Genomic DNA, 25035 nt, shown 5'->3' with positions numbered 1-25035 from the left:
CTCACTCCTCGTCGGACGTGGTGGGACGCGTCCGGCCGGGCTCCGGAGCCTCGCCCTGCTGCGCACGGGCGTGCAGCACGTCACCGATGAACAGGTCGTAGATCAGCACGCCGATCACACCGCCGACGAGCGGCCCCACGATCGGGATCCACCAGTAGTCGCTGAACGCCCCGGCCAGGTTGCCCGGAAACGCCAGTCCGTCCCATCCCGCCATCCAGGTGAACAGACGCGGGCCGAAGTCGCGGGCCGGGTTGATGGCGTAGCCCGCGTTCGCGCCGTAGGACATGCCGATCGCGGCCACGGTGAAACCGATCACCAGCGGGCCGAGATTGGCCTTCACGGCCGTGTTGCGCAGGTCGATGATCGCCACGACCAGCATGACCAGGAAGGCGGTGCCGACGATCTGGTCGAGCAGCGGCCCCCAGACCCCGCCGTTGAAGTACGGCGCCGGGAAGGTGGCGAAGATCGAGAACGAGGCGAGGGTCTTGCCGTCGGTCTTCGGCCCCTTGAACGCGGCGTCGAAGGCGTTGATGGCGTCGTGGTAGACGGCGTAGACCAGCGCTGCCCCCGCGAGGGCGCCGAGCACCTGGGCGACCCAGTAGGGCACGACCTTGACCCACGGGAACTTGCGGCGGACGGCGAAGGCCAGGGTCACCGCCGGGTTGATGTGCGCTCCGCTGACGCCGCCGGCCACGTAGATCCCGAGGACCACGGCCATGCACCAGCCCCAGGTGATCAGGAGCCAGTCCCCGGCGCCGAGGAAGAAGATGGTGGGCCCTTCGGTGCGGCCCGAGCCGGGCAGCGCGGCGACGGTCATCGCGACCACGCCGCATCCGAAGGCGATGAGGACGAAGGTCCCGAGGAACTCCGCCAGGCACTCGCCCGCCAGACCTGCGCGACGTCTGAGCCGCGAGGGTTTCACCAGAGGCTTGATCTCCACTGCCATGTGATTTCTCCCTGGGGTTCGCTGCGGTCCAGTCTGACGCGCCGTAATCACGTGGTAACCCGGCGCGTCGGGCGCGGCAACCGCAGGAGACCCTCTGGCGGCCCGTTCCCGGTGCCCGCCGGAGGGGCCGGAGGCGGAGTGCGTGGCTCGTCGAAGGCGTCAGCGGCCCTCGGTGGACTCGCTTGCGCCGTCGGAGGAGGACTCGCCGTCGCCGGAGCCCAGCCGGACGCAGCATTCCCCGGGCCGCGGGGCCGGCGTCGCGCGGACGCCGTTGACCTCAAGACCGTCGAGGCAGCCGCTGAGGAACGCCTGGTTCATGGCGCACACCAGGTCCGGAGCCTTCGCGGCCAGCGGGTGGAAGGGGCAGTTGCGCAGCCGCAGCCGGGTCGGGGTCTCCCGGACGGGCTCGTAGCCGTATCGGTCCAGCAGGCGTTCGCAGGCGGTGAGCCCTCGCTCGGGGCCCAGCCGCCCGGGTCGCGTCTCGCTCCGGGCGGCCTCGCCCATCTCCCGGCCGCGCCGCTGCGCGGCGCGCAGCGCCGCCTGTGCGGCGCTCTCGCCGGCCTGCTCGGTCAGGACGGCGTCCAGGAGCAGGTCGGCCAGCAGCTCATGGCGCCGGTCGGGGATGGTCACGGTGATCTGGGCGTCGGTGGGCTCGTACACCTTCGGCTGCCTGCCGACCTTGCGGGTGCCGCCCGGTGTCTCGTAGTGGGCGCGCAGCAGGCCGGCGTCGACCAGCTTGTCGAGGTGGAAGGCGGCGAGTTTCCGCGAGATGCCGACGCTGGCGGCGGCCTCGTCACGGGTGACGGCGCGCCGGGCACGCCGGATGTAGGCGAACATGCGCCGGCGCGAGTCCTCGCTCAGGACGCTGACGGAGTCGATGGCGCTGCCGGCCGGGTCGGCCTGCGCGGGCGGGTCGGAAGCCACGGAACCACGATAACTCCCACATGCGTGGGCGTGAGGGTTCTTCACCAGCTCTGGACTGGGCGTCTTGACGTATGCTGTGAATAAGGCAAACACTTGTTGGTGAAACTCGTCTTCGGAGGCCACTGACATGACCGAGCACCCCGCGCCGACCTCCGTCCGGCCGGACCTGTACGACGGAGAAGCGACGGCGCCCGCGCGGCCCGCCCTGCGGGTGGTCCACGAACCCGACGGGATCGACCTGGCCGCCGCGGAGGTCGCGGCCGGCCGCTTCCTCGAGGCGCTCGGCGTCTCCACGGCCTCGGAGAGCCTGCGCGGCACACCCGGCCGGATGGCCCGCGCGTACGCCGAGCTCTTCAGCCCGCGCCCGTTCGACCTGACCACGTTCCCCAACGACGAGGGCTACGACGAACTCGTCCTCGCCCGGCGCATCCCCGTACGGACCGTCTGCGAGCACCATCTGCTGCCGGTGGTCGGCGTCGCGCACGTCGGCTACCTGCCCGGCGCCCGCATCCTGGGCCTGTCCAAACTGGCGCGCGTCGTGGAGCACTTCGCCTGCCGCCCCCAGGTCCAGGAGCGCCTGACCAAGCAGGTCGCCGAATGGCTGCAGACCCAGCTGGAACCCAAGGGCGTCGGTGTGGTCATCGAGGCCGAGCACTCCTGCATGACGCTGCGCGGTGTCCAGGCCACCGGCTCCGACACCCTGACCTCCACCCTGCTCGGTCTGCTGCGCTCCGACGCCCGCTCCCGCGGCGAGTTCCTCGCCCTGACGGGTGCGACCCGGTAGCGGTCAGGGCCGGGCCAGTCGCGTGACCCGCTCGTGCAGGCGGTGGACATGGTCCTCGGACTCCGGCTTCATCAGGACGCTGCGCAGGATGCGTGCGCCGTCGGCGTCGGCGGTGACCTCCGGGTGGCGTGCGGTGAAGGCGTCACGGCCGGCCCTGAGGGTGCTCAGGAACACCGGATCGGGGCCGGTCATGCCCTCGGCCAGGACGCGTGCGGACGCCGCGTCGATGGCGCCGAGGGCGGCGGGCTCCACCGCGGGGTAGTAGCCCACGATGTCCAGTTCGGGCTGCTGGTACAGCTCCAGCTCGTCCGAGGCGGTGATCAGGCCGGCCCACTCCAGGGCGGCCCGGCGGCCGGCCCCGAGGACCCGGCCGAGCCCGTCGGGGGTGGGCGGCAGGACCTGGAAGGTGAGCCACAGCGCGGCGGCGGCGGCTCCGGCGCGTGAGCATTCCAGGCTGATCTCACCGAGGTGCAGCTCGCTGGAGGTGAAATAGGTGTACGGCGAGTCGTGCAGATAGAAGCGGCCCACCTCGGGGTCGCGGAAGAGGACGGCGCCGCAGCCGTAGGGCTGGAGTCCGTGCTTGTGCGGGTCGACGACGATCGAGTCGCACCGGGCGATCGCCCGCCAGGGCTGCGCGGGGAGCCCTTCCGGGCCCTTCGCACCGGCGAGCAGGGTGAAGAAGCCGCCGTAGGCCGCGTCGACGTGGAGCCGTACGCCGTGGCGCTCCCGCAGGGCGAGGGCGTCGTGGATCGGATCGACGGCCCCGAGACCGGTGGTGCCGGCGGTGAGGACGACCGTGCCCACCTCGCCGGTCCGCAGGACGTCGTCGAGCGCGTCGAGGCTGATGCGGCCGCGGTCGTCGGCCGGGATCGGATACCCCTTCACGCCCAGGACGTGGCACATGCGGCCGTGGGTGTAGTGGGCGTCCTCGCTGTAGGCGATGCCGCGGCCGGGGTGCAGCTCGCGGGCGACGAAGAGGGCCTCCAGGTTGGCGATCGTGCCGCTGGTGGTGAGGTGGCCGAGGTGGGTGTCGTAGCCGAACATCGTGGCCAGTTGCGCGACGGCCTCGCGTTCCATGCGGGCGGTGGCGGGGCCGCCGTCCAGGGCGTGGTTGTTGGGGTTGATCAGCATGGCGGCGAGGTGGCCGACGACCGCCGCCGGATGCGGGGGCTTGAGCATCTGCCCCGCGTAGCGCGGGTGGAAGAACGGATAGTTGTCCTTCAGCCGCCCGGTGAGCTCCTCGAAGGCGGCGGCGAAGCGGTCGTCGTCGACGAGGAGGGACGGGTGCTGCTGATAGGGCCCGAACGTGTCGGCCCACTGCTGTATCGCCTCGTCGGCCCGGACGAGCCAGTGCTGCAGGTCCATGGTTCTCCCTCTTCGCCCCTGCGCCGGGTGCCGGGGTGCTGGACGCCCACGATAGGAGTTCATTGACTGCTCAGCAATTGATTGCTCAGCAATTGAGACGGCAGTAGGTGAAGAAGCAGTAAAGTCGGCCCCGTGAACCCCGTGAACCCCGTGAACCGAGAGAGCGACGAGGCCGCCCGCGTCGCCAACAGCCCGCTCGTGCACGATTTTGGGCTGCTGATCAAGGCCGCCACCCGTCTGGAAGGGCGGATCGACACGGCCCTGCGCAAGGAGTGCGGGATCAGCCACACGATGTTCGAGGTGCTCATCCGGCTCTGCCGGCACCCGGACGACGAGATCTCGCAGCGCCGGCTCGCCGACGACCTCACGCTCACCAGCAGCGGCATCACCCGTCTGATCGACCGGATGGAAGGCGCCGGCCTGGTGCGGCGCGTACCGGCCCCCGGGGACCGCAGAAGCGTCCTGGTCGAGCCGACCGATCACGGCCGCGCCGGATTTCTCCGGGCCGCGGCCGTTCACGCGCAGGTCGTGGAGCGGTACTTCGTGGCGCCGCTGGCCTCCGCCGACTACGAGCGGCTGACCCGCTCACTGGGCGACATCGAGAAGGCGCTGGGCGACAGCTGATCGGTGTCCATGGGTGGCTCAGGGGGTGTAGACCGACGGCCGGGGCGCCGTCGGCATCGCGTTGCCGAGGAAGAAGCTCGGGTGCGGGGGCTGGTTGTAGGCGGTGTTCTGCCAGGCCAGGGCCGTGCGGTACTGGGTGTCGTGGAGCAGGGTGGTGATCTTGGTGCTGGTCTGGTGCGGGGTCGAGTAGATCCGCAGCGCCCGGTTGTCACCGGTTCGCCAGACGACCTCCTCGCGCCAGTCGCCGAGGATGTCACCGGACAGGACCGGGGTGGACTTGGTGCCGTTGTTCGAGGCGACGCCGGAGCCGGTGAGCAGCCGGGTGTCACCGGAGGTGCCGTACTTGTCGATACGGGTCCCGTCGAGGAGCTCGCGGACGGGGTCGCCGTCCCACCAGGACAGGAAGTTGATGCTGGAGGGCTTCCTGCCCAGGGAGGCGCCGGTCACGGAGCGCAGGGTGGTGTCGGAGGCCGACCAGGCTTCGGCGCCCGCGCTGCCTGCGTAGATGTCGGCGGCGACGCCCCGCCCGTTGTCGGACCCCGACGCCGTCTGCCACAGCCGCGCACCCGTGCGGGCGTCGGCCATCCAGGAGCCGGGCTTGCCGCTGTCCTCCGAGACCTTGAAGTACTCCAGGCCCGGACGCGACGGGTCGAGGTCACCGACGTGGCCGGCGTCGCCGTGGCCGAGTCTGGTGGTCCACAGGCCGCTGCCGTTGTCGTCGACGGTCATCGCGCCGTAGACGATCTCGTCCTTGCCGTCGGCATCGACGTCGGCGACGGACAGACTGTGGTTGCCCTGGCCGTCGTAGCCCTTGCCGCTGTTGGTGGAGGAGTTGGTGTCGAAGGTCCAGCGGCGGGTGAAGGATCCGTTCCGCCAGTCCCAGGCGGCGATCACCGTGCGGGTGTAGTAGCCGCGCGCCATGATCAGGGACGGGCGCGAGCCGTCCAGGTAGGCCGTGCCCGCGAGGAAGCGGTCGACGCGGTTGCCGTAGGAGTCGCCCCAGGAGGAGACGGTGCCGCGGGCCGGGACGTAGTCGACGCTCTGCATCGCCTTGCCCGTACGGCCGTTGAACATCGTCAGGTACTCGGGCCCGGACAGGACGTAGCCGCTGGAGTTGCGGTGGTCGGCGGAGGAGCTGCCGATGACCGCGCCGGTGCCGTCGCGGGTGCCGTCGGCGGTCTTCATGGCGACCTCGGCCTGGCCGTCGCCGTCGTAGTCGTAGACCTGGAACTGTGTGTAGTGGGCGCCGGAGCGGATGTTGCGGCCCAGGTCGATGCGCCACAGGCGGGTGCCGTCGAGCTTGATGCCGTCGATGACGGTGTTGCCGGTGTAGCCGGACTGGGAGTTGTCCTTGGCGTTGGTGGGCTGCCACTTCAGGACGAGGTCCAGGGTGCCGTCGCCGTCCAGGTCGCCGACCGAGGCGTCGTTGGCGTCGTAGGTGTAGGCCGAGTTGCCCGGAGCGGTGCCGCCCGCGGGCGGCGAGATCGGGACGTCCTTGTAGCCCGTGCGGAACTGGACCGCGGGCGCGGACGCGGGCTGCTCGCTGCCGCCCACCACCGCGCGCACGGTGTAGTCGGCCGAGTCGGCGCCGCCCGGATCGAAGTAGTTCGTCGAGGCGGTGACGGGCGAGGAGTTGAGTCGGGTGCCGCCGCGGTAGACGTTGAACGACACGTCGTTCGGGTCGGTCGCCAGCCATCGCCAGGAGACCAGGTTTCCGCTGCTGGTGTGCACGCTGGTCAGTCCCCGGTCGAGCTTCTCGACCTGCCGCGCGGTCGCCGCGTGCGCGCTCTGCGGCAGTGCGACGAGCGCGGAGAGGGCCAGGGCGGCGGCGCAGACGGCGCCGGTGAGCCGGCCGCCGGTGCGGTGGGGGGATCGCCACGGTCGTGGCGCGGTACGGGGACGCCGGTGCGGGTCGGTCACGGGGGCCTCCGGGGGCGTGGGGGGTACGGGACCGCTGGGAACGCTCCCATGAGGAGGGAGCGTAAGAACGAGCTGATGCCCCGTCAAGGATTCTGTCCGATCCACTGTTGGGCTCTGTTCGGATCCGTGAGTTTGTCTGTGTTCATGGATTGACAGGGGGGTGGAGGGCCTTGACCATTGCGGGGTGCAGCGCCGTGCCGCTCATGTTGTGAACGATCCCAGCCCCCAGGGAGCGAACGCATGAAGAAGTTACGGACCGTCGTCACCGCCGCGCTGGTGATCGCCCTGTCGAGCCCAGGGTTCGGCGCCGCCGACTCCGCCTCCGCCGCCGACCGCACCGCTCAGCACTGCACCGGCACATCCGGTGCCTCCGGTACGTCCGGTACCTCCGGCGCCGCGGCACCCGCCGTACGGGACGCCGCACAGCCGGTCACCGTATGGCTGGCAGGCGATTCGACCATGGCCAACCCCGGCTCCGCCCGCTGCCCCGTCGGCTGGGGCAGCCAGTTCGACGCCCTGTTCACCTCCGACGTCACCGTCAGGAACCAGGCCGTGGGCGGCCGCTCCCTCCAGACCTGGCTGTACGAGGGGAACGTCAGCGGCACCAAGGGCCCGGACGGCGAATGCCGCCTCACCTCCACCGCCTACTCCGCACGCTGGCAGGCGATGCTGAACGCGAGCACCGGGATGAAGGCGGGCGACCACCTCTTCATCCAGTTCGGCATCAACGACTCCTCCTCGACCTGCCCCCGGCATGTCGGCCCCGCCCGCTACCGCCAGTTGATGACCACGATGGTGCGGGCCGCCCAGGCCCGGGGAGCGCACCCGGTGCTGCTCACCCCCGTCGCGGCCATCACCTGCTCCGGCGGCACCGCGACGAAGAACCGCGGCTTCGTGAACGAGACCTTCGCCGTCGGATCCGCCACCGGGACGCCGGTGATCGACCTGCACGCGCTGAGCGTCTCGCTCTACAACAGCCTGCGCTTCTGCCCGCACAACGGTGACTACGGCTCGGGACCCGTCGGCGCCTTCTTCTGCGACGACCACACCCACTTCGAGACGTACGGCGCACAGCGGATCGCCGGGCTGGTCGCCGGGGAGGTGCGCAGGCAGAACCTGCCGCTCGCCGGCCATCTCGGGTAGCGCCGCGATCCGGTCGCGAGGGGCTGACTAGCATGGCTGTCGGCATCCGGAGAGGCTGTGCCGGCTCCTGGCCGGCCGGCACCGGCCGTGGGCAGGAAGGCGCAGCACGATGACGGGGCTCAGCGACGCCGCCGCACTCGACGACCCGGTGGGCGAGTCGCTCCGCGGGCACCACGCACATCTCGCCCGGCGGCTCGGCGGCGCCCTCACCTACGTACCCGGGGTCGCGACCTTCTCCGCGGTGCCGCCCGAACCGGACGCGGGAGCCTGGGCCGACCTGGCGAAGCTCCTGGGCCCGGGCGAGTTCGCCGACATGTTCAGCTGCCCGGCGACGCCGCCGTCCGGCTGGGAGCCGGTCTTCGTGCTGGAGGGCCGCCAGCTCGTCTGGGCCGGTGACAGCGCCCCGGACCAGCCCCACGCCGCGCCCGGCTCCGGCGTGGCCGAACTCGGAGCGGCGGACGTGCCCGAGATGCTCGACCTCGTGGAGCGGACCCGTCCGGGACCCTTCTGGCCCCGGACGCACGAGCTCGGCACCTACCTCGGCATCCGCGACGGCGGCGCACTGGTCGCGATGGTGGGGGAGCGGCTGAAGCCACCCGGGTGGACCGAGATCAGCGCCGTCTGCACCGCTCCCGAGGCGCGCGGGCAGGGCCATGCGGTCCGCCTGCTGCGCGCGCTCATCGCCCGCGTCGTCGCCGGCGGCGACCGCCCCTTCCTGCACGTGGCCGAGACCAACACCGGCGCGCTCGCGCTCTACGAACGGCTGGGCTTCGAAACCCGCAAGCAGGTGACGTTCCGCGGCTTTCGCACACCGTGAGGGACTGACGGGCCCGGTCCCCTGCGGCGCCGGGCCCTACCGGAAGAGCTCCAGGGAGAGATGCGCGGACAGTGCGTGGAGGAAGGACTCCGCGTCGAAGATCTCGCCGGCCGAGGCGACGCCGACCGTCCTGGTCCGCCCGGTGAGGATGCGGTGGACCGCCTCCACGGCGAGCGGCGCGGTGATGGCGTAGATGTCCTGGCCCCTCGCGACGGCGCGCCGCTGTGAGCCGCCGGAGCGTACGACGACGTCGACGAGGAAGGTCTGGGCGGAGCGGCCGTGCTCGTCGACCGCGGCCGGTGTCGGTGTGTCCGGGGCGGTCACGTCCCGGGCGGCCTCGGCCGTCATGTGGGTGCGTACGTCGGGGATGGGCAGATGGCTGGGGATGGTGACGACGTCGGCCATGGTGAACTCCCCGACGACGGCCCGTGAGCCCACCGGTTCGGGGAAGGGCCACTGGAAGGTCGTCGCCTCGTCGTGGCGGTGGTCCAGCCGTCCGTTGCGGTACACGACCCGCGCACCGGCCCGCCGCTGCCGGGAGACGGCGCCCGCGGCCCGAGTCCCGTCCGTGGGCCGCCAGTCGCTCAGCGCGTAGGCGACGTGCGCCTCGTCGGCCGCGGTCCAGTCGCCCATCGCCGCGGTGGCCAGCAGATCGCCGAGGCCCCCGAAGAACGCCATCGCCGGGACCACCACCGCTCCCGCGGCGCGGGCGCGGTCCGCGAAGTGCGCGAACGTGTCCGCGTTCGCCTCGATCTCGGCCGCCACGTCGACGTACGGGACGCCGGCGCGCAGCGCCGCCTCGATCACGGGGGCCGCCGTCGTGGCGAACGGTCCCGCGCAGTTGACCACCGCCTCCACCCCGGCCAGGGCACGGTCGAGCGACTCCGGGTCGTCCACCGACGCCGGCCGCACCTGAAGTCCCGAGTGCGCCGCCGCCAGCGCCTTCAGCTTGACCTCGTCGCGGCCGGAGAGAACCGGGACGAACCCCCGCCTTCGCAGCTCCGCCACCACGAACCGCCCGGTGTGCCCGTACGCACCGAACACCGTCACTGCACGACCCGCTCCCATGAGCTCTCCCCTGTGCCCGAACGATCAACTGCCCTCATCCTGACGGAGTCGCGCGCCCGCTCGTGAGTGTCCGGAACGACACGCCCCATACAATTACGGACATGACCACTGTCGCGCTCGCCGCCACCGACGGGATGCTGCACTTCGAACTGGCCCTGGCCCACGAGGTGTTCGCCGCCGCACCGGCCGGAGTGACGGCCCCCTGGTACGAGCTCACCGTCTGCGGGCCCACCGCCGTACAGGTCGGCCGGTTCAGGCTGGAGCCCGATGCCGGGCTGGACCACCTTCGGCGGGCCGACACCGTGATCGTCCCCGGCTGGGCCGACGTCGACGAGCAACCGCCCACGCACCTGGTCGACGCGGTGCGCGAGGCCCATGAGGCGGGTGCGCGTGTCGTCTCCCTGTGCACGGGTGCGTTCGTCCTGGCCGCGGCGGGGCTCCTCGACGGGCGGCGCGCCACCACGCACTGGGCGCACACCGACGTCCTCGCCGCCCGCCACCCGCGGGTGGCGGTCGACCCGGACGTGCTCTACGTGGACAACGGCAGCGTGCTCACCTCCGCGGGCAAGGCCGCCGCCCTGGACCTGTGCCTGCACCTCGTCCGTCTCGACCTCGGCTCGTCGGTCGCCAACGCCGTAGCCCGCCGGCTGGTCGTGCCACCGCACCGGGCGGGCGGCCAGGCCCAGTTCGTCACCGCCCCGGTGCCCGAGCGGGACGACCATCCGCTCACCGCCCTGTTCCCCTGGATCATCGAACGGCTCGACCAGCCGCTCACCGTGGAGGACCTGGCCCGCCGGGCGGGGATGAGCTCCCGTCACCTGGGCCGCCACTTCAGGGCGGTGACCGGCACGACCCCCCTTCAGTGGCTGCTGACCCAGCGGATCCGGCACGCCCAGGAACTGCTGGAGAAGACCGACGACGGCGTCGACACCATCGCGGCGGCCACCGGCATGGGGACCGCCACGACGCTGCGCCGCCACTTCAACCGCACGGTCGGCGTCCCCCCGGACGCCTACCGCAGGACCTTCCGCGCACGGACCCGCTGACGCCGCAGGACCTACTGCCCGCCGGCGCCGTACACGGCGGCGAACACCCCCGCGACGCGGGCGCCCTCCGGCGTCTGCCAGGAACCGCCGACGTGACCGACGGCCCCCCGCGGCGGGAGCGATCGGCCGTCCGCAGCCGGTCGCAGAGCACGGTGCAGACGCAGGGTCGCGCCCTGCGGCGTGGACAGCGCGGTGCCCTCCCCGTCGTCGGCCACGGTGAAGTCCCTGGGCAGGGGCCCCTCACCGGTGTAAGAGGCGACGACATCCGGGGCGGGGGTGTCGCTGACGTTCTGGTCCTGGGCCTGCGTCCGTCCCTCGATCAGGGCCGCCAACCGGTCGGCCAGCACAGGGTCGTGGCAGCCGTCGTAGGCCCAGCGCCGCCCCAGCACTCCGTGCTCCATCCTGCCGACGAGAGCGTGCTCCGCCCCTTTGAGCGGCGCGCCGCGATAGGTGAGGGGCACCAGGTACGCCACCGGCTGGGGGCCGCGGGCGTCGGTGACCACCATGAACTCCATCCCCACCTCGCCCCGCGGATCGTCGAGCCGGAAGCCGCCCGCCTTCACCAAGGCCGGTTCGCCGTCACCACCCCGGTACCAGGGACGGGAAGGCAGCCAGGACGTGAGCAGCTCCAGCTTGGTCGGCTTCAGGGTGGTGCGGTGGATGACGGCCATACCGAGGGGTCCCTTCCCACGAGTCGTACGGACGAACACACCTTCGCATCCTGGTGCCTACCGCGTGTCGACCGGAGCGTGCGGGAGGCCGGAGAAGATCACCCCGGGATCGGACGGCGCCTCGTTCAGCACCCACAGTCCGATCAGTGTGGCCAGGGCGAACACGACGGTGACGAGCACGGCGAGGATCAGCCGCCGGCGGCGTTCGCGGCGCAGCCACGCGCCGCGTGCCGTGCGGTAGGCGTCCGGCGCGGCCTGCACCCCGCCGGCGAGCGCGGCAAGCGCCTCGGCCAGCTCCCGCTCCGTGCGGTCCGGGTCGGTGTGGTTCATCGCCGGGCCTCCATCGCCTGGGTCAGCGCGGCGAGGCCGCGCGCGGTGTGTGTCTTCACCGAACCGCAGGAGATGCCCATCGCGGCGGCGATCTCGCCCTCCTTCAGCCCGAGCCAGTGCCGCAGGACCAGGGCCTCGCGCTGCCGGGCCGGCAGTTGCTGGAGCGCGTCGATCAGGACGCGCTGGTCGTCGCGGAGCAGCGCCGCGCTCTCGGCGGACACGACGGTCTCCTCGGGAGGATTCTCCACATGCTTGCGGGCGACCTGAAGATGGCGGATCCGCATCCGGGTCAGATTGCACACCGTGGAGCGCAGATACGCCTCGGCCGCCTCGGTGTCCCGCAGCCGCCGCCACTTCCGGTAGATCTGGTAGTACGCCTCGGCCACCACGTTCTCCGGGTCGTCCGCGCCCAGCAGCACGGCCAGGCGCAGCATCGAGGAGTAGTGCAGCTCGAAGAGCCCCGCGAGTCCGGCCTCACGCTCCAGCTCCGCCAGGTCGGCCGGCGCGGGCGTCAGCGCCTCGACGCCGGGCTCCGGCACGGGTATCGGGTGTCTGGGTCTCACTGCTGGTTCGCTCCCGTCTCCGGACGCCGCCTGACGGTCAGGCGGGACGGCAGGTCGGTCAGATCGGCGCCGCGCGGGACACCGAGACGTTCGAGTACGGCGGTGCCGGCCACCGCGACGAGCAGGTTCAGCACGAGCGCGGCGAGACCGGCGTAGATCTCCAGCGGCCCGGAACCCAGGCCCACGATGGACGAGAACCCTTCGCGCACGACCAGATACGTCCCGGCCGCCATTCCCGCGCCCCACCCGGCGAGCAGCGCCCGCGGATGCAGCCGCCCGGTGAACAGCCCGACCGCCACCGCCGGGAAGATCTGCAGGATCCAGACCCCGCCGAGCAGTTGGAGGTTGATCGCGTCCTGGTCCCGCAGCCCGAAGACGAACGCGACCGCCCCCGCCTTCGCGATCAGTGAGACGGCCTTGGCGATGCGGACCTGCCGCTTGGGCGTGGCCGTCGGATGCACGTACTCGACGTACACATTGCGTACGAAGCTGGTGGCGGCCGCGATCGACATCACCGCCGCCGGGACCAGCGCTCCCACGGTGATCGCGCCGAACACCAGCCCGGCCAGCGGTCCCGGCATCAGCCGGTCGACCAGCATCGGCACGGCCGCCTCCGCCCCGCCCTCCGGCGCACGCACCCCGGCCGCGAGCGCGGCGAAGCCGAGGACTCCGAAGAGCGCGAGCAGTGCCGTCCAGGCGGGCAGCGCCACCGCGACCTTGCGCAGGGTGCGCGGCCCGTCGGCGGCGAACCCCGCGGTCAGCACGTGCGGATACATCAGCAGCGCGAGCGCGGAGCCGAGCGCGAGGGTGGCGTAGGCGGGCTGCTGGGCCGGGGTCAGGACCAGCGCCCGGTCGCCGAGCCGGGCGGCGGCCCCCTCGAAGACGGCACCCGGCCCGCCGAGCCGCACCAGGACCAGCCACGTCACCGCGGTGAGCGACACGAAGACGGCCACGCCCTTGAGCGCCGAGATGACCGTGGGCGCCCGCAACCCGTGCCGGTACGTGGCCACGGCGAGCCCCGCGAACAGCGCCACCATCACCAGATCCCCGGCCGCGCCGCGCGGATACACCCCGCCGGCCGTCAGCACGGCCCGTATGCCGAGCAACTGCAGCGCCAGGTAGGGCATGGTCGCGAGGATCCCGGTCAGCGCGACGACCAGCGCGAGGGGCGCCGACCCGTACCGTCCGCGCACGAAGTCGGCCACGGTGACGTAGCCGTGCGCGCGGGCCACGGTCCACAGACGGCCGAGCAGCACGAAGGCCAGCGGGCAGACGATCACCGTGTACGGCACGGCGAAGAAGGCCGCCGAGCCGTTGCCGTACGCCAGACCCGGTACGGCGGTGAAGGTGTACGCGGTGAAGATCGTGCCGCCGAGCAGGAACCAGGTCCACACCGGGCCGAGGCTGCGGTCGGCCAGTGCCCAGCCCTCCAGGGACGGCAGCCGGTCACTGGGGTGCAGGCGCCGTGCGGTGACCGCGAGCAGCGACGCCCCGCCGATCACGGCGAGGAACGTCGCGGTCATGGTGCCGTCGGCCATGGGTCACCGTCCTTGGTGTGCCTGATCCCTCACGGGGGAGTTGCGCGACGGTCCCGATCGGAGGACACGGAACCGGCGGGAAATCCTCTGGACATTCGCTGTCAACCGGTTCCGGGGGGTGGGCAACTCTTGCACAGACCGACAGCGAGCGGGAGAGCCACCGCTTCGCCGACCCCCGGGCCCTCGCGTCACGAGGTGTCCCGCACCGCCCTGGTGAGGAGCCGCCATGCCTACGTCCACCCTGCCCGAAAACGGGCTACCGACGTCCGAAAAGTCGCGTATATCACCTCGATCCGTCCTGCTGTGGACCGCCGTCGCCCTCCTCGGTGCCGTCGCCTGGGGCGTCCTCGCGCTGGCCCGGGGCGAGGAGATCTCCGCGGTCTGGCTGGTGATCGCGGCGCTCGGCTCGTACGCCATCGCCTACCGCTTCTACTCCCGCTTCATCGCCCGCCGGGTGCTGCGGCCGGACGACAGCCGGGCGACCCCCGCCGAACGCCTTGAGGACGGCGTCGACTTCCACCCCACCGACCGCCGGGTCCTGCTCGGCCACCACTTCGCCGCCATCGCCGGCGCCGGACCCCTGGTCGGCCCGGTCCTCGCGGCCCAGATGGGCTATCTGCCCGGCACCCTGTGGATCGTCGCCGGGGTGATCTTCGCCGGGGCCGTGCAGGACATGGTCGTGCTGTTCCTGTCGATGCGGCGGGACGGCACGTCGCTCGGGCAGATGGCCCGCGACGAGATCGGCCGGGCGGGCGGGGTCGCGGCCCTGATCGCGGTGTTCGCCATCATGATCATCCTGCTGGGGGTGCTCGCCCTGGTGGTGGTGAACGCGCTGGCCCACTCCCCGTGGGGCACGTTCTCCGTCGCGATGACGATCCCGATCGCCCTCTTCATGGGCTTCTGGATGCACCGCGTCCGGCCCGGCCGGGTCGTCGAGACCAGCCTCATCGGAGTCGCTCTGCTCCTGCTCGCCATCGTCGGGGGCGGCTGGGTGCAGAACTCCTCCCTGGCCGGCACCTTCACCTTCAGCCCCACGACCCTCGTCTTCTGCCTGGTCGGCTACGGCTTCGTCGCCTCGGTCCTCCCGGTGTGGATGCTGCTCGCGCCGCGCGACTACCTCTCCACCTTCATGAAGATCGGCACGATCGCCCTGCTCGCGGTCGGTGTGGTCGTGGCCGCGCCCGTGCTCAGGGCCGACGCGGTGACCGACTTCGCGACCTCGGGCGCGGGCCCGGTCTTCGCCGGCTCCCTGTTCCCCTTCTTGTTCATCACCATCGCCTGCGGCGCGCTGTCCGGCTTCCACGCCCTGGTCTCCTCGGGCACCACCCCGAAGCTGATCCAGAAGGAGTCGCAGGTCCGGCTGATCGGTTACGGCGCCATGCTGATGGAGTCGTTCGTCGCGATCATGGCGCTGATCGCCGCCGCGACGCTGGAGCCGGGCCTGTACTACGCGATGAACGCACCGGCCGGCCTGCTCGGCGCGACCGCCGAGTCCGCCTCCCACGCGGTGGCGGGCCTCGGCTTCACCATCACCCCCGACCAGCTCACCCAGGCCGCGAAGGCGGTCGAGGAACAGACCCTGATCGCACGCTCCGGCGGCGCTCCGACCCTGGCGGTGGGCATGTCGGAGATCTTCTCCGGGGTCTTCGGCGGCTCGGCGATGAAGGCCTTCTGGTACCACTTCGCCATCATGTTCGAGGCGCTGTTCATCCTGACCACGGTGGACGCGGGCACCCGGGTCGGCCGCTTCATGCTCCAGGACATGCTCGGCAACGTCTGGAAGCCCATAGGCCGGGTCAACTGGAAGCCCGGCATCTGGCTGTGCAGCGGCCTGGTCGTCGCCGCCTGGGGCTACTTCCTCTACACCGGTGCCACCGACCCGCTGGGCGGAATCAACCAGCTCTTTCCGCTCTTCGGCATCGCCAACCAGCTCCTCGCCGCCATCGCCCTCGCCGTCTGCACCACGATCCTGGTCAAGTCCGGCCGCCTGCGCTGGGCCTGGGTCACGGCCGTCCCGCTGGCCTGGGTCGTCGCGATCACCTTCACCGCGGGCTGGCAGAAGATCTTCTCCGGCGACCCCAAGATCGGCTTCTTCGCCCAGCGAGCCACGTACGCCGACGCGATCGACGCGGGCCAGGTCCTCCCGCCGGCCAAGTCCCTCGACGACATGCACACCGTCGTCACCAACTCCACGGTCGACGGCGTCCTGATCGCCCTGTTCCTGCTCCTGGTGGCGGTGGTCCTGGTCAACGCGGCGGTGGTCTGCGTCCGCGCCGTCCGCTCGCCGGGCACCCTGCCCACCACCGAGGCCCCGTACGCCGAGTCCCGCATCCTGGAGGAGGCCCGCGGATGAGGCGGGCCGTGCGGTGGGGGAGGGGCGCCCACTGGGCGAGGGCGGTGCGCTGGTACCTGCGCGAGCTGACGGGCGAGTCGGAGTACGACCGCTACTGCCTCCACCGGCAGCGCCACGACCCCGACGCCCCCCTGCCCACCCGCCGCGAGTACCAGCTGCTGCGCACCCGGCACCAGGAGACCCGCACCCACAGCCGCTGCTGCTGAGCGGCGACGGGCGAGGGCGGCACGCGGCGGCGCAACGACCTCGCGCCCCTCCGCCACGGCCGGAGGGGCGCCACACGCAAGCCCTTGTCGTGCCGGGTTCGTTCCTGCATGGACGCTGCTACGCCTCCCTGCAAGACCGGGCCGGCGAGATCGTGCGGGAAGGCGCACCTGCATGAGGTTCGGCGAGTTCCAGGAAGTCCGGCAGCGCGACTCGGTGCTTCCCCGTCGCTCCTGGACGCCGCGGAGACCAAGGTGTACCAGGCGCTTGCTCCGCTGCGGCCCCATCCGCCGACCGACGTGACCACCGTGCACCGATGCGATCTCGCCCGTGCCTGGCTCCGGCGCTTCGAGCTGCCGCAGGAGTGGTCCGGCCACGCCATGGTCTGCCGAGGCGTCCGGCACGGGCTCGGCGTGGTGTTCCACTGGCCGCGCGCGGTGCGGGCGCGTTTGTGGCTGCCCGGCGACGTGTACCCGGTCTACTTCGAACTGGCCCGCGCCGCGGGTCTGGCGCCGGACTCCTACCCGACGCTGCCGGCGCCGGCCTTGCCCAGGTCGCCTGCGGGCCACCGGCCCGAATACCGGCTGCTCGCCAACCCCAGCAAGCCGCTCGGCCGATACCTGTCCGACGCCGAGTGCGCGGCGGTGACCTCCTGGTTGCGGGAGTCACCACATCACCGCCTGCTGATCGACAGCGTCTACGACCTGGGAGCCCAGCTGCTCAGCTGCCCACGGTGCTGCGGAAGTCGCGGACGGCGAGGGACAGCACCGGCCGATGCCGGGCGAGCACGGACAACGGCGCTTTCGGCCCGGTCGAGACGCGGCCGCGGCCGAGCGCCGGCCGTCCGCTGATCCGCATGGGCACGCGGCACTCCGTCCCGTCGGACAACTGCTGGATCAGATGGGCCCGCGCGCGCAGCCGGAAGGGCAGCCGCAACACGTCGTGGTACGCGAAGCGGACGGACGGCATGCCGTCGGCGGTCAGTTCCGCCCGGGTGCTCCGGCTGTCCGCGCGGAGCGTGAACACGCCCTGCTCCTTCGGGATGCCCCACAGGGTGCGTCCCCCTGTCAGGGCCCGGTCGTCGTCGACCCAGGCGGCGACGGTACTGCCAACGAGACGGTGTCCGCGGCGCACGGCCAGGGCGATGAGGAACTCGCGGTAGGTGAGGACGCCGCCGGGCCGGTAGTCGACCCAGAAGGTGACCAGGGTGGCCCGGCGCCGCACGACCCAGGGACGGACGCCGGTCGGCAGGGACCAGGACGGCAGGTCCTCTGCACGGACGCGCCACACTGAGACGACCATGTCGCCGGTGACGCGCCACGGAGAGGGAGGAAAGGGGACAGCTGGTCGTTCCACGGCGTGATGACCGACTTCCTCGGCTCGGACTCGTACGGCCGATTGTTCCACCCGAGACGACCCGGACGGGCCTGTGGCGCGGGAGCCAGGAGAGAGCTGTGACGGACCCGTGCACGGGTGCAGCGGGATAGGGCCACGCGTATGAGGAGTGCACGTTCGACGGGCTTCAGGTAGCCCGCCCGGAGGGCGCACGCGGCTTCACCGACGCAGTGCGGGAGTCCAGAAGGCCCCGGCCCCACAAGGTCCGCCGCGTTGTGGCCGTCCGCTCCTTCGCCCGATACCAGCGGGACGCCTCCGTGGCCCGGTGGTCCGCAGCCGAGGAACGCCGCGCACGGCAGCGGCTGCGAACCCAAGTGGGCACGCTTCTCAGGCTGGTGAACGCCAGAACCGGCGAACTCGCCCTCGATGCCGCGGACACGGTGGACATACCGTCGGCTCGCCATCGGCGCGGCTCGCTGTGGCTCGCGTAGCGACCGACGCTGACGCGGACATCGGCTCGGCCACCAGGCGGAGCCGATGGTGTGGTTCGGACGGCGCCGGGGGACTCAGTCGCCGGATGCGGCGAGCGGTGTGCCGAGTGGTTCACAACCCTCCTGGCGCCGTCATCCAGCGCCACTGAGTGAACTGCTCCAGGCTGGCGGTACCGCCGATGCGGGAGGCGTTGCCCGAGACGCCCATGCCGCCGAAGGGCGCGTTCGCGGCGTCCTTCGCGGACACGTCGTTGATGTGCACCATCCCCGTACGCAACCGCCGCGCGAGGGCCGTCGCCCGGGGCACGGACCGCGAGTGGACGGCCGCGGTCAGACCGTACGCCGTGTCGTTGGCGATCTCCACGGCCTCGTCCTCCCCGCGGAACGCGATGACCGGAGCGACCGGCCCGAAGATCTCCTCGTGGAAGGCAGGCATCGACCGGTCGACACGGTCCAGCACGGTCGGCGGGTAGAACAGCCCCTCCCGGCTGCCGCCGGTCAGCGCGCGTGCTCCCGTGGCCACGCTCTCGTCCACGATCCGTTCGATCCGGGCCGCCTGCCGCTCGCTGATCACCGGGCCGAGCGCCATGCCCTCGACGCGGGGATCGCCGACCGGCAGCGCCCGCGCATGCCGGACGAGCGCCTCGGTGTAGGCCTCGACCACATCCGCGTGGACCAGGTGACGTCCCGCCGCGACGCAGGCCTGACCCTGGTAGCCGAACGAACTCATGGCCCCCGCCGCGGCGGCCGCCTCCACATCCGCGTCCTCCAGCACGACGAGGGCGTTCTTGCCGCCGAGCTCCAGCGACACGCGCTTGAGACCCTCACCGGCGATCCGGGCCACCTCCCGCCCCACCGCGGTGGAACCGGTGAACGAGACCATCGCGACATGCCGGTCGGCGGCGACCGCACGCCCGGCCGCCGCGTCACCGGGAAGGACGTGCAGCACCCCCTCGGGCAGCCCCGCCTGACGGAACAGCTCCGCGACCAGGACACCGCCGGACACCGGAGTCAGCGGGTCGGGCTTGAGCAGCACCGCGTTGCCGAGCGCCAGAGCCGGGGCCAGGGCCCGCATCGCGAACAGCAGCGGCGCGTTCCACGGGGTGATCACCCCGACGACGCCCAGCGGTACCCGCCAGGCCAGACTCGTCCCACCGGGCGCCTGGGGCGTGAGGACCTCGCCCGGCGGCTGCGACGCGAGCCCGATCGCGTGCCGCAGCTGGTCGAGGCCGGCCATGATCTCGTAGTCGCCCTTGGCCGGCACACCCCCCGACTCCCGGACGATCCACTCCCGGACCACCTCGCCGTGCTCCCGCAGGGCGTGACAGGCTCGCATCAGAACGTCGACCCGTCCGGACGCCGAGGTCGCCGCCCATCGTGGCGCGATCCGGGCGGCCCGGGCGCCGGCCCGTTCGACATCGGCGGGAGAGGCCACGCCCACCAGCGCCAGCGGCTCACCGGTGGCCGGTTCGATCACCTGGCTGGTGCCGCCCCCGCCGGACCGCCACCCCTCGCTGTAGATCTTCCCCGTCCACTCGGTGGCATCCGGCCAGCTCCGTTCACCGTCGACAGGCATGGTCACGACCTCCGCCCTGGCCGCCGGATGCTCTTGCGCGGCCCATCAGCGTCTCCGGTCATTCAACCCGGGACCGGGCTATCTGTCATTCTTGTGACATATCTGATCCAAGTAGGAAATAACCCCGAGTGAGGCGGGTTGAGGCTCCATGGCGAGATCTGCGTCCGTCCCGGGCGAGGGCAGCGGGGCGCCGCCTGAGGGCCCCGTCGGCGAGGCCGCCACCGCGAAGGCGGTCGTGGACGAACACGGCATCGTCACGAGGTGGAGCGACGGGGCACGCCGCCTGCTCGGTCACCCGGCCACGGAGGTGCTCGGCCGGCCCGCTTCGGAACTGCTCGCCGGCCGGCTCCCGCCGGAAACCCTGCGGACCCTGCGCACGCTCCCCCGATGGAACGGACGGACGACGCTGCTGCACCGCGACGGCCACGCCGTCACCGTGAACCTCCTGGCCCACCTCCGGCAGGACGCGGACGGCCACGCGGAGTGGCTCCTGCTCACGGCGGTCGGCCACCCCGCGGCGAGCGCCGACGACGACGCGTTCCTCAGACGGAGCTTCACCCAGTCCACCTGCACGACGGCGCTCTACGACACCGCATTGCGGCTGGTCAGGGCCAACGCCGACATGGAACGGGTGATCGGCCTGCCCGAGGAGGCGATGCGCGGCCTACGGGTCTCGGAGATCGTCCACCACCCGCAGGCCGACCGCGCCGAAGAAGGCATGCGGCGCGCCCTGGACACCGGTGAGCGACAGGACCTCCAGGTCTCACTGCGGCTCGCGGGCCATGAACGCCCCAGCGTGTGGACCGTCTCCCTCGCCCCGGTACGGGCCGACGACGGCCGGACACAGGGGGTGCTGCTCTCGGCGCACGACATGACCGAGCAGCACGTGGCCCGGCAGCGGCTGGTCCTGCTGAACGACGCCAGCCTGCGCATCGGCAGCACACTCGACCTCGTCCGCACCGCGCAGGAACTCGCCGACGTCGCCGTACCGAGGCTCGCCGACTTCGTCACCGTCGACCTGCTGCCCTCCATCGACGACGGCGACGACCCGCCCACCGGCTCCCCGCACGGTCCCGTGCGGCTGCGGCGCGTCGCCCATCGGTCGGTACTCGAAGGCTCTCCCGAGGCCGTTGTCCCGAACGGGACCGTGGCCGTCTACCCGGACCGGTCGGCGGCGGCCGAGTGCCTGGCCGCCGGCCGGCCGCTGATCCAGCAGATCACCGGCGAGGCCATGGCGGACGTACTCAGCCAGACTCCCGAGCGAGGGGAACGGATGCGGCGGTTCGGGTTCCACTCGGTCCTGGCCGTACCCATGCGGGCGCGCGGCCTCACCTTGGGCGTGGCCACCTTCTCCCGCCACCGCAACCCGGAACCCTTCGAACAGGACGACCTGCTGCTCGGCCAGGAGATCACCGACCGGGCCGGACTCTGCATCGACAACGCCCGCCGCTTCACCCGGGAGCGCACGACCTCGCTCACCCTGCAGAGCAGCCTGCTGCCGCAACGACTGCCCGAACAGTCGGCCCTCGACGTCGCCTCCCGCTACCTGCCCGCCACCACACGAGCCGGGGTGGGCGGCGACTGGTTCGACGTCATCCCACTGTCCGGGGCCCGCGTCGCGCTGGTCGTCGGCGATGTCGTCGGCCACGGCATCCAGGCCTCCGCCACCATGGGGCGGCTGCGCACCGCCGTGCGGACCCTCGCCGACGTCGACCTGCCGCCCGACGAACTGCTCACCCACCTGGACGACCTCGTCAGCCACCTGGCCGCGGGCCCCGACGGCACCGGCGACATCGGTGCCACCTGCCTGTACGCCGTCTACGACCCGGTCTCCCGCCGCTGCTCCCTGGCACGGGCCGGGCATCCCGTCCCGGCGCTGCTGACCCCGGACGGGCAGGCGGAGTTCCTCGACGTCCCCTCGGGGCTTCCCCTGGGACTGGGCGGTCTGCCCTTCGAGGTCCTGGAGCGGGAACTGCCCGTGGGCAGCGTCCTCGCGCTGTACACCGACGGCCTCCTCGAGGCCGGGTCGCGCGACATCGACGGGGGCATGGACAAGCTCCTGCGCCTGCTGCGGACCTCCGACGACGCCCTGGAAGGCACCTGCGACGCGGTCCTGCGGGCCATGCTGCCGGAACGGCCGGCCGACGACGTGGCCCTGCTCGTGGCCCGCACCCGCGCCCTCGACACCTTCCGCGTGGCGTCGTGGGACGTACCGGCCGACACCGCTGCCGTCGCGGTGGCCCGCAAGCACGCGTGTCGGCAACTGTCCGAGTGGGGCCTCGACGACTGCGTGTTCGTCACCGAGCTGGTGGTCAGCGAACTGGTCACCAACGCCATCCGGCACGCCGAGCCGCCCATCGAACTGCGGCTGATCTACGACCGGACGCTGATCTGCGAAGTGTCGGACGGCAGCACCACCGCCCCGCACATGCGACGGGCCCGCACCTACGACGAGGGCGGCCGGGGGCTGCTCCTGGTGGCCCAGACGTGCCAGGGCTGGGGCGCGAGACACACGACGAACGGCAAGGTCATCTGGGCGGAGCAGGCACTCCCCGACGCATAGCGAGCAGGGACGCATGAGCGAGAGGGACGCATGAGCGGGCGGGCCTCGCAGCCCTCAGGGCGGCTCAGACCGGGAGAGGGTCTGGGCACACCAGATCGTCTTGCCGTCGCTGGTGTGCCGGGTGCCCCACCCTTGGGTGAGCTGGGCGACGAGCAACAGGCCCCGGCCGCCCTCGTCGAAGGCGCGGGCCCGGCGCAGGTGCGGAGCGGTGTTGCTGGCGTCGGAGACCTCGCAGATCAGGGAGCTGTCGCGAATCAGCCGCAGCTTGATCGGCGGCTCGCCGTATCTGATGGCGTTGGTGACCAGCTCGCTGACGACCAGTTCGGTGACGAACGAGGCCTCCTCCAGGCCCCAGGCGTCCACCTGGTCGACGGCGAGCTTCCTGGCGCGCGGCACGTACGCGCTGTCGGGTTCGACCTCCCAGTCGGCCACGTGGTGGGGGTCCAGCGCGCGCGTGCGAACGAGCAGCAGGGCAGCGTCGTCGGTGCGGCGCTGGGGGAGCATGGTGTCCATCACCGTGTCGCACAGGGCCTCCAGTGAGGTGGCCGAAGGGTTCAGGGCCCGCTGCAGTTCGGCGATCCGCTGGTCGGCGTCGCGCTCGCGGCTTTCCACCAGTCCGTCGGTGTAGAGGGCGAGCAGGCTGCCCTCCGGCACTTCGAGGTCGGTGGCCTCGAAGGGCAGCCCACCGATGCCGAGCGGCGGTCCCGGATGGACGGATACGGGGGTCATGGTGCCGTCCGGGGAGATGATCAGCGGCGGGGGATGGCCGGCGCTCGCCGGCGTGAGGTGCCGGGAGACCGGGTCGTAGACGGTGTACAGGCAGGTGGCCCCGGACTCGCCGGCCGGCTGGGGCCGGCCGGTGGGCTGGAGGTCGCCGGCGAGGTGCAGGACCAGGTCGTCCAGGTGGGTCAGCAGTTCGTCCGGTGGCAGGTCGACGTCGGCGAGGGTTCGTACCGCCGTACGCAGCCGGCCCATGCTGGCCGAGGCGTGGAGGCCCGTGACCGACGACATCGCCGACGACCAGGGCGACCCGGGCGCCGGACAGCGGAACGACGTCGAACCAGTCACCGCCCACTTCCGTGCCGGTCCCGCCGGGCAGGTAGCGGGACGCCACCTCGACCGCCTCCTGGTTCGGCAGTCCCTGCGGCAGGAGGCTGCGTTGCAGGGTCAGCGCGGTCGTGCGCTCGCGCGAATAGCGGCGGGCGTTGTCGATGGCGACGGCTGCTTTGGCGGTCAGCTCCTCGGCGAGGATCAGGTCGTCGGCGGTGAAGGCCTCGGGCCGGTCGAGGCGGGAGAAGGCGACGACGCCGAGCAGCGCGCCGCGCGCCCGGAGCGGCACGGTGATCCGGCCGGTCAGCCCGTCCGCCGCGATGGACTCGTCGATCACCGGGTTGCCCGGTGGCCAGTGGGCCGGGTCGGCGGCCAGCCCGGGCCCGAAGGCCCACTCGCCGCCCTGGCCGGGCTCAGTGGCGAGCTCGACCGTGGACCTGCCGGTGGCCATGCAGCGGGCGGCGACGGATCCGGGCGAGTGCGTGACCGGTGTCGTGACCCCGGGCGCCTGGTCGGCGGCCACCTTCGTGCTGTGCCGGGCGGCACGGCTGAGCCCGATCGGCTCGCCGGGGTGGAACGGGGACCTTGAGGGTGGTTCCTCCCCGCGCAGCACCTCGCCGAAGAGATCCACGGTGACGAGGTCGACGAATCCGGGCACCGGGGTCCTGGCCAGTTCCTGGGCGGTGCCGATCACGTCGAGCGTCCGGCCGATGCCACCGCTCGCCCGGTTGAGCATGAGCAGGCGTTGCCGAGCCCAGTACTCGGCGCTCATATCGAATCCCCAGTTGGCGATCGCGCGGACCCTGCCCTCGGCATCCCGGACGGGCCAGATGCTGGTGGCCCAGGCATTGGCGTAGTCACCGCCGCGAGGTTGGAAGACGGTGATGAGACGCGTGGGCTCGCCCGTCCTCGCGACCTCGGCGAGCGCGTCGGTGTAGGGCTTGTCGTCCCTTTCGGGAAACAGCGAGCGGTCCAATTCGGGAAGCACCTCGCGGTACTTCCTGCCGAGCACCTGCTCCTCGGAGTGCGCGATCACCCGGCCCGAGGACGCGTTGATCCACTGGAACCGCAGCTCAGGGTCGTAGACGCCCAGAGCGAAGGGGCACTGCTCGAAGGCCCGGTCGGCGATCACCGGGCGGCGTCCCCAACGCTGCATGGTCAACGCGTGGCCCATCGCCCGCCCGTCCGGCCCGAACAGCGGTTGAGACGTCACCACGGCGTCCACGGTGGAGCCGTCCCTGTGACGCAGGGCGATCCACCCGGTGGGCTCGGCGTCGTAGCGCTCGGGGAAGCCGGGCGGCGGGGGATCGACGAGCAGGTCGGTCACGGGGCGGCCGACGGTGTCCCTCGCGGTCCAGCCCAGCAGCAGCCGGCCCCCCTCGCTCCAGCCGCTCACCATGCCGTCCGGGTCCACCACGGCAGCGGCCGTGGGAGCGTCCTGCTTGTCGGCCATCTCCACGCACCACGCCTCGGTCCGGATTGCCGTGTCCGTCAGGCCTGTCCTCCAGCGGCTGCTTCCAGCGTAGAGCGGCCCCCGCTCCACGGCGCTCCGGCTGGTGTCGGCACGACCAGCGGGACACTCGCCCTCGGCCTCGTCGTTCGGGGCGCGCTGATCCTGCCCTGGTCACAGGTTTCGACTCGCTTCTGCCCGCTTCGGATCGATCTCGCAGGCCCCTCTGCGCACTCCGCTGCACATTCCTTTGGAAAATGCCAAAGCGTTCACC

The 25035-nt window shown here is 72.0% G+C and carries 19 protein-coding genes and 1 pseudogene; 8 read left to right on the top strand and 12 right to left on the bottom strand.

Going from position 1 to position 25035, the window contains the following annotated elements; all coding sequences use genetic code 11:
* Position 1: 1 nt before the first annotated feature.
* Together ACFZDE_RS31320 and ACFZDE_RS31315 are read right to left on the bottom strand one after the other, a co-directional pair.
* Positions 2-946 (bottom strand): MIP family channel protein, encoded by a 945-nt coding sequence (locus ACFZDE_RS31320; protein ID WP_391205609.1) that lies wholly within the window; start codon positions 944-946, stop codon positions 2-4.
* Positions 947-1105: 159 nt separating this feature from the next.
* A complete protein-coding gene (locus tag ACFZDE_RS31315) occupies positions 1106-1870 on the bottom strand; it encodes a helix-turn-helix domain-containing protein (RefSeq protein WP_391205606.1) in 765 nt (254 codons plus the stop codon).
* A gap of 127 nt (positions 1871-1997) precedes the next feature.
* Between ACFZDE_RS31315 and folE the strand changes: the two genes are divergently transcribed.
* Positions 1998-2654, top strand: a complete 657-nt coding sequence (gene folE, locus ACFZDE_RS31310) for a GTP cyclohydrolase I FolE (RefSeq protein WP_391205604.1) — start codon at positions 1998-2000, stop codon at positions 2652-2654.
* Positions 2655-2657: 3 nt separating this feature from the next.
* Here the strand turns inward: folE and ACFZDE_RS31305 are convergent, their stop codons facing one another.
* Entirely contained in the window at positions 2658-4019 is a 1362-nt protein-coding gene (locus ACFZDE_RS31305; RefSeq protein ID WP_391205601.1) for an aminotransferase class I/II-fold pyridoxal phosphate-dependent enzyme, read from the bottom strand.
* Between the two features lie 132 nt (positions 4020-4151).
* Between ACFZDE_RS31305 and ACFZDE_RS31300 the strand changes: the two genes are divergently transcribed.
* Positions 4152-4643 carry a MarR family transcriptional regulator gene (locus ACFZDE_RS31300; RefSeq protein WP_391205598.1) on the top strand — a complete coding sequence of 164 codons (492 nt, stop codon included), beginning with the start codon at positions 4152-4154 and terminating at the stop codon, positions 4641-4643.
* Positions 4644-4661: 18 nt separating this feature from the next.
* Here the strand turns inward: ACFZDE_RS31300 and ACFZDE_RS31295 are convergent, their stop codons facing one another.
* Positions 4662-6563 (bottom strand): rhamnogalacturonan lyase, encoded by a 1902-nt coding sequence (locus ACFZDE_RS31295; protein WP_391001378.1) that lies wholly within the window; start codon positions 6561-6563, stop codon positions 4662-4664.
* A 240-nt stretch (positions 6564-6803) separates the two neighbouring features.
* Between ACFZDE_RS31295 and ACFZDE_RS31290 the strand changes: the two genes are divergently transcribed.
* Both ACFZDE_RS31290 and ACFZDE_RS31285 read left to right on the top strand, forming a co-directional pair.
* The gene (locus ACFZDE_RS31290; RefSeq protein WP_391205595.1) at positions 6804-7706 is read left to right on the top strand and encodes a GDSL-type esterase/lipase family protein; all 903 of its coding nucleotides are present in this window, start codon (positions 6804-6806) and stop codon (positions 7704-7706) included.
* A 109-nt stretch (positions 7707-7815) separates the two neighbouring features.
* Positions 7816-8523, top strand: coding sequence for a GNAT family N-acetyltransferase (locus ACFZDE_RS31285; RefSeq protein ID WP_391205592.1), 708 nt, complete (start codon positions 7816-7818; stop codon positions 8521-8523).
* A gap of 36 nt (positions 8524-8559) precedes the next feature.
* Here the strand turns inward: ACFZDE_RS31285 and ACFZDE_RS31280 are convergent, their stop codons facing one another.
* Positions 8560-9591 carry a saccharopine dehydrogenase NADP-binding domain-containing protein gene (locus tag ACFZDE_RS31280; protein ID WP_391205589.1) on the bottom strand — a complete coding sequence of 344 codons (1032 nt, stop codon included), beginning with the start codon at positions 9589-9591 and terminating at the stop codon, positions 8560-8562.
* A gap of 101 nt (positions 9592-9692) precedes the next feature.
* On the opposite strand from ACFZDE_RS31280, the gene ACFZDE_RS31275 reads away from it, so the two are divergent.
* Complete coding sequence (locus ACFZDE_RS31275) at positions 9693-10637, top strand: helix-turn-helix domain-containing protein (RefSeq protein WP_391001389.1); 945 nt, start codon at positions 9693-9695, stop codon at positions 10635-10637.
* A gap of 11 nt (positions 10638-10648) precedes the next feature.
* On the opposite strand, the gene ACFZDE_RS31270 is transcribed toward ACFZDE_RS31275, so the two are convergent.
* The 4 genes from ACFZDE_RS31270 to ACFZDE_RS31255 are packed head-to-tail and all read right to left on the bottom strand — an operon-like array spanning position 10649 to position 13739.
* Complete coding sequence (locus ACFZDE_RS31270) at positions 10649-11308, bottom strand: 1,4-alpha-glucan branching protein (RefSeq protein ID WP_391205586.1); 660 nt, start codon at positions 11306-11308, stop codon at positions 10649-10651.
* 57 nt (positions 11309-11365) lie between these two features.
* A complete protein-coding gene (locus tag ACFZDE_RS31265) occupies positions 11366-11638 on the bottom strand; it encodes a hypothetical protein (RefSeq protein WP_391001395.1) in 273 nt (90 codons plus the stop codon).
* Positions 11635-12201, bottom strand: coding sequence for a sigma-70 family RNA polymerase sigma factor (locus ACFZDE_RS31260; RefSeq protein WP_391205583.1), 567 nt, complete (start codon positions 12199-12201; stop codon positions 11635-11637). Before ACFZDE_RS31260 ends, ACFZDE_RS31265 begins: the two co-directional genes overlap by 4 nt.
* Entirely contained in the window at positions 12198-13739 is a 1542-nt protein-coding gene (locus tag ACFZDE_RS31255) for a sodium:solute symporter (protein ID WP_391001398.1), read from the bottom strand. Before ACFZDE_RS31255 ends, ACFZDE_RS31260 begins: the two co-directional genes overlap by 4 nt.
* Positions 13740-13965: 226 nt before the next feature.
* On the opposite strand from ACFZDE_RS31255, the gene ACFZDE_RS31250 reads away from it, so the two are divergent.
* A complete protein-coding gene (locus tag ACFZDE_RS31250) occupies positions 13966-16092 on the top strand; it encodes a carbon starvation CstA family protein (RefSeq protein ID WP_391205580.1) in 2127 nt (708 codons plus the stop codon).
* A complete protein-coding gene (locus ACFZDE_RS31245) occupies positions 16089-16298 on the top strand; it encodes a CstA-like transporter-associated (seleno)protein (protein ID WP_391205577.1) in 210 nt (69 codons plus the stop codon). The genes ACFZDE_RS31250 and ACFZDE_RS31245 overlap by 4 nt, the downstream gene beginning before the upstream one ends.
* Before the next feature lie 718 nt (positions 16299-17016).
* Here the strand turns inward: ACFZDE_RS31245 and ACFZDE_RS31240 are convergent.
* A complete protein-coding gene (locus ACFZDE_RS31240; protein ID WP_391205574.1) occupies positions 17017-17652 on the bottom strand; it encodes an acetoacetate decarboxylase family protein in 636 nt (211 codons plus the stop codon).
* A 582-nt stretch (positions 17653-18234) separates the two neighbouring features.
* Positions 18235-19698 (bottom strand): aldehyde dehydrogenase family protein, encoded by a 1464-nt coding sequence (locus ACFZDE_RS31235; RefSeq protein ID WP_391205571.1) that lies wholly within the window; start codon positions 19696-19698, stop codon positions 18235-18237.
* A gap of 148 nt (positions 19699-19846) precedes the next feature.
* On the opposite strand from ACFZDE_RS31235, the gene ACFZDE_RS31230 reads away from it, so the two are divergent.
* A complete protein-coding gene (locus tag ACFZDE_RS31230; RefSeq protein ID WP_391205568.1) occupies positions 19847-22261 on the top strand; it encodes a SpoIIE family protein phosphatase in 2415 nt (804 codons plus the stop codon).
* A gap of 54 nt (positions 22262-22315) precedes the next feature.
* On the opposite strand, the pseudogene ACFZDE_RS31225 reads toward ACFZDE_RS31230, so the two are convergent.
* Positions 22316-24764, bottom strand: a pseudogene (locus ACFZDE_RS31225) (SpoIIE family protein phosphatase).
* Positions 24765-25035: the final 271 nt, after the last annotated feature.

Source organism: Streptomyces sp. NPDC007929 (assembly GCF_042959065.1).
Lineage (GTDB): Bacteria > Actinomycetota > Actinomycetes > Streptomycetales > Streptomycetaceae > Streptomyces.
This window is presented reverse-complemented; position numbering and strand designations above follow the sequence as displayed.